A 4,748-nucleotide genomic window follows, 5' to 3' on the forward strand; every position below is an offset into this window, starting at 1 on the left:
TAAAAGCCTTCATGTCGATGCTTTGCCTCAGGGTAGATTGGCAGCCGGGCAATGATAGGGCGTTACAAGACAACCCGATTGACCGGGAACTGATCACTCACATCGCCTCCATAAATCATGGCAAAGGCTTCCCGACGAAGAAGGAGGTAGAAGCCTTTATCTCTATGCTCTGCCTGAGAGAGGGCTGGCAGCCGGGCCTTGATGAAGCCGTTCAAAACAACCCGGTCAACCGGGAACTGCTCATGCGCATTGCTTCCATGCGTCATGACAAAGGCTTCCCGACGAAGGAGCAGGTGGAAGCCTTTATCTCTATGTCCTGTCTGAAAGAGGGCTGGCAGCCGGGCCGGGACGAGGCCGTTAAAGACAAGCCCATCGACTGGGAACTGCTCAGGAACATTGCCTCCATGAACAATGGCAAAGGCTTCCCGACCAGGGAGCAGGTGGAAGCCTTTGTCTCTATGGCCTGCCTGAAAGAGGGTTGGCAGCCGGGCCGGGACGAGGCTGTTAAAGACAAGCCTATCGACAGGGAGCTGTTAGTGCACATTGCTTCCATGAATAATGGCAGAGGCTTCCCGACGAAGAGACAGGTGGAAGTCTTTATGTCTATGTCCTGTCTGAAAGAGGGCTGGAGGAAGGGTTTCGATGAAGCCGTTCAGAACAACCCCATCAACCGGGAGCTGCTCATTTATATTGCCAGCATATGTAATAGTAGAGGCTTCCCGGTGGAGGCGAAGGTAATCGCTTTTGTTCAGTGGTTACCTGTGAAGAACAAGAAACATTGCCTGAAGATGGCCAGCAGGGTGTTTGCAGCTTCCGGATTGCCTGAACAAAAGGAGTTGGCTGCCAATGAGAGAAGCATCCGTCAATATCTTCCCGATCTTCCAGGGTTATCCACAGAGAGTGACGACGACATCAGTGATGGAGAGGATGAGCTGGAAGAAGACGATGCAATGAATACATTGCCGTTGTTCAGTTCAATCCCCCAAAAGTGGCGTATGACGATTGGGGAGACCCTAAAAGCCCTGGCGTTGTTATGCTCTGCTCCTCCAAAGTGGCGCATGACCATTGCGGAACTTGAACAATACCTGACCGCTTTCACAGATGACCGCAATGAAAGAACGCAGGTGCTTTATGCCCTGGCATCGCTGATACCCATGCTCTTCCATCATGGTGGCGCGGGCGCACGCTTATGGCTGGCAAGACATCATGAAAACCAGCAAGACCAGAACGTACTGGCCAGGGCGCTCACAATTTCCGCTCCTCTGGATAACGTTAAGTTTGCCCTGACGCAGCTTCCTGAATCCGAGTGTCTGGATTACATTACACTGTGCAGAAAGCTGAACCCTGCCCCGAACAAACTGCAATGGGTGGCATTGGAGCCACTGAGGCAAAAACTGAATCAGCGATGTTCTCTGACACTGAGTAAAGCCAGGGTGTTGGAGATTCTCTGGTCGCAGCCAGAGGCTAAACGTTCAGGGTACGTAGAAAAGCTCGACAGCTTCTTCGAAACGGTGCCTTCTGTCCGCCAACTGTACTTGATACACCAGACATTCAAGCCGCAAAAAATGCAGGATTTCCTGGAAGCCTGTATTGCCCGGCAGAGCACTCACACCCTCAATGTAAAACAACAGGAGCTGCTACTGGAAGGGCTGCTGCTGGCACACTATTACCTGACTGGCCACGAACAGATACCGGATCTATGCTTTTCATCGCAGGAGGCCAGTGCCGATGGCAAAGGAGTCATTATCAACGGTGATGCGCTCATGCCGGGACAAAAGCGGCTGTGGTACTTTATCGTTGCCCTGCTGATTGAGCTTGAACAGGCGCCAGAATATAAGTTTGAAAAGAACCGGCTGACGGTGCTTTCTAACGACAGAAGCATTGTATTGCCAAAACCGGAATTCAGTCTCGTGGGTAACGGTTTTATGATCAAAAACTGGTCGTTGGAACAGCTAAGAACATTTTTCGAGGCCAAAGACTTCACCGAACAGTGGTACAAGCCTCCACAGGATGAGCGGGAACTCTATGTCATCCAGCGAGATGAGAGACTGCCACGCAATAGCGCAAGCGTCCGTGAGACCCTTAATGAAAAAGCGAAGCCGCTGGCACCCAGTGCCATTCTCAGCATTATCAAGTCAGGCTTGCCATTAAAACCCGCAGTCTGGGCGTCACTGGAGCACTACGCCAATCTTGGTCAGCTCACCACCCGATTGTGCAGGGCGTTGGCTCCGGTTATTCAACGGCAGGTGGAAGAGGCTCCGGAGAGCTTAAAAAACGCCGTCACCGCAAGACTGACAGAAGGTACAGATGAGGCTGCTGTCAGCCAGAGTTATTTTGCAACGGCGATGGACGCGGTGATAGACGCATTGAATCGTTTTCAGGTGCTGGAGGAAACAGAACTTGAAATGCTGGAACTTTTTCGCCACCAGATGAGTCCAAACCAGCTACTCACTGTGATCAAAAAAATGAGCGATAGGGTTGATTTGGTGACACAGCTCGACTGGTACAAAGCCTATGAGGGTAAAAAGCAAGATTTGCTTGGGCTGAATGAATGGCTATTTGAGGATGACCCACTGGACGAATAGGGAGAGTTTACGTGCCATTACCCCCAATAGATGGATCTACGCCGCCACCTTTGGACGATGGGGCTTCGGTGAGTAATGGTTCTCAAAAAGAGGGCTCTCAAAAAAAAGGCGCTCAAAAACCAAAAAGAAAGCACACCCGGACAGGGCGTCAGGCTGAACCGGCAGCCAGTGCCTCCAATATATTGCAGCATCAACAGGCCTTTGAACCATCTCACATTCCCCCCATAAAGCTACGGCGTGTTGATGAGGGTCTCTGGCGTGTGGTCTCTTCCTTCGCAGTTCAGTCCACACAAGATCCATTGGAAACTGAATCGGTTATAACGGCTGACGAAGAGCCTCAGCCAATGGCTGTAATCGAACCGGAATCAGAAACTCCACCACCCGCCAGTGACAGTATGACCCCTGTCACCGGTGAAATAGAAGATGAAGATTTTGAAGACGCTTCAGAAATCCCTCCTGAAATTCTCTCGGTGTTTTCACCTAAACATCAGGCAGTGTTGAAGAACCACTACAACGATAGCAACCCGGATACAGCCCAGGCTGTGAGAAGCGTGGTCCAAAGTGCCAAAAAACTGCTGAAAACCCTCCGCAGGAGAAAGATCGGATTATCCTACAACAGAAGTAACCCTCCATTTCCCACCCTTTTTGCCAAATTGGAAACATTGAGTGTTATTAAGCAAGCTGAGCTTCTCTCAGCGTTTTTTGCCAAGGCGACGGTCTTCTTTTCGGCGGTCAATACGGATCAAATTAAAAACACCGGCTGTCTCTCAAGCATGTTGAGATGGCCGCGTCATATAGAGCGCTTTGCAAATAAAAATGATCATGAGATTCAAGCTGTTGCCGGACATCCATTCCTGAAACAGATTTCTTCTATGCGCAATAACAGAGGCTTCCCGACCATAGGCGAAGTGGATGACTTTATGAACATCGCTTGCCTGAAAAAAGGCTGGCAACCAGGCAACGATGAGGCCGTTCAGGACAACCCCATCGACCGGGAGCTGCTCGTGCACATTTCCTCCATGAATAATGGCAAAGGGTTCCCGACAGAGGAACAAGTGAAAGCCTTCATCACCATGCCCTGCCTGAGAGAAGGCTGGCAACCGGGCAATGATGAAGAGGTTCAAAACAACCCGATTAACCGGAGGCTGCTCAGGCATGTCGCTTCCATGAACAATAGCAGACGTTTTCCGTCAGAGCCTCAGGTGAAAGCCTTCATCACCATTCCTTGCCTGAAAATGGATTGGCAGCCGGGCCTCGACGAGGCGGTTAAAGACAAACCGATCGATTGGGAACTGGTTGCGCATATTGCCTCTATGAACAGTGGCAGAGGCTTCCCTGCGAAGGAGCAGTTAGAAGCCTTCATGAACATGCCTTGCCTGAAAGAGGGCTGGGAACCCGGCCATGACGAAGCCGTTCGTGGCAAACCGATCAACCGGGAACTGCTCATACGCATTTCCTCCATGAATAATGGCAAAGGATTTCCGACAAAAGAGCAAGTGGAGGCGTTTCTTAGCATGCTTTGCCTGAGAGAGGGCTGGCAGCCGGGTAATGACGAGGCCGTTAAAGACAGCCCGATCGACTGGGGGCTAGTGAAGAATATTGCTTCTATGAATAATGGCAAAGGTTTCCCGAAAGAAGCGAAAGTGAAAGCGTTCATCTCTATGATTTGCCTGAGAGAGGGCTGGCGGCCGGACCGCGACAGGGCGGTTAAAGACAATCCGGTCGACCGAAAGCTGCTCATGCATATTACCACCATGCATTGTGGCAGAGACTTCCCGACGCAAGAGCAAGTAAAAGCCTTCATCACCATACCTTGCCTGAAAGAGGGCTGGAAGCCGGGCCTTGATGAGGCTGTTAAAGACAACCCAATCGACTGGGAGCTGATTAAGAACATTGCCTCCATGCATAATGGCAGAGGTTTTCCGACAGGGCCGGAAGTGAAAGCGTTTGTGAGTATGCCTTGTCTTAAAGTGGGCTGGCAGTCGGGCAATGACGAGGCCGTTAAAGGCAATCCGATCGACCGAATGCTGCTAAGGCTCATTGCCTCCATGCATAATGGCAAAGGCTTCCCGACAGAGTCGGAATTAAAAACCTTCATGACCATGCCCTGCCTGAAAGTGGGTTGGCAGCCGGGCTGCGACGAGGCCGTTAAAGACAGCCCGA

2 protein-coding genes are annotated in these 4,748 nt (G+C 51.1%); both read left to right on the top strand.

What is annotated here, in order from left to right; translation table 11 throughout:
* Positions 1 to 2,585 (top strand): hypothetical protein (locus tag KDK19_RS06185; RefSeq protein ID WP_257291571.1); only part of this gene is annotated, 2,585 nt, incomplete at its 5' end.
* Positions 2,586 to 2,596: 11 nt separating this feature from the next.
* Positions 2,597 to 4,748: hypothetical protein (locus KDK19_RS06190; RefSeq protein ID WP_257252573.1), on the top strand; the 2,152-nt coding region annotated here is incomplete at its 3' end.

Source organism: Endozoicomonas sp. ONNA1 (genome assembly GCF_024606325.1).
In the GTDB taxonomy this organism is placed as follows: domain Bacteria; phylum Pseudomonadota; class Gammaproteobacteria; order Pseudomonadales; family Endozoicomonadaceae; genus Endozoicomonas_A.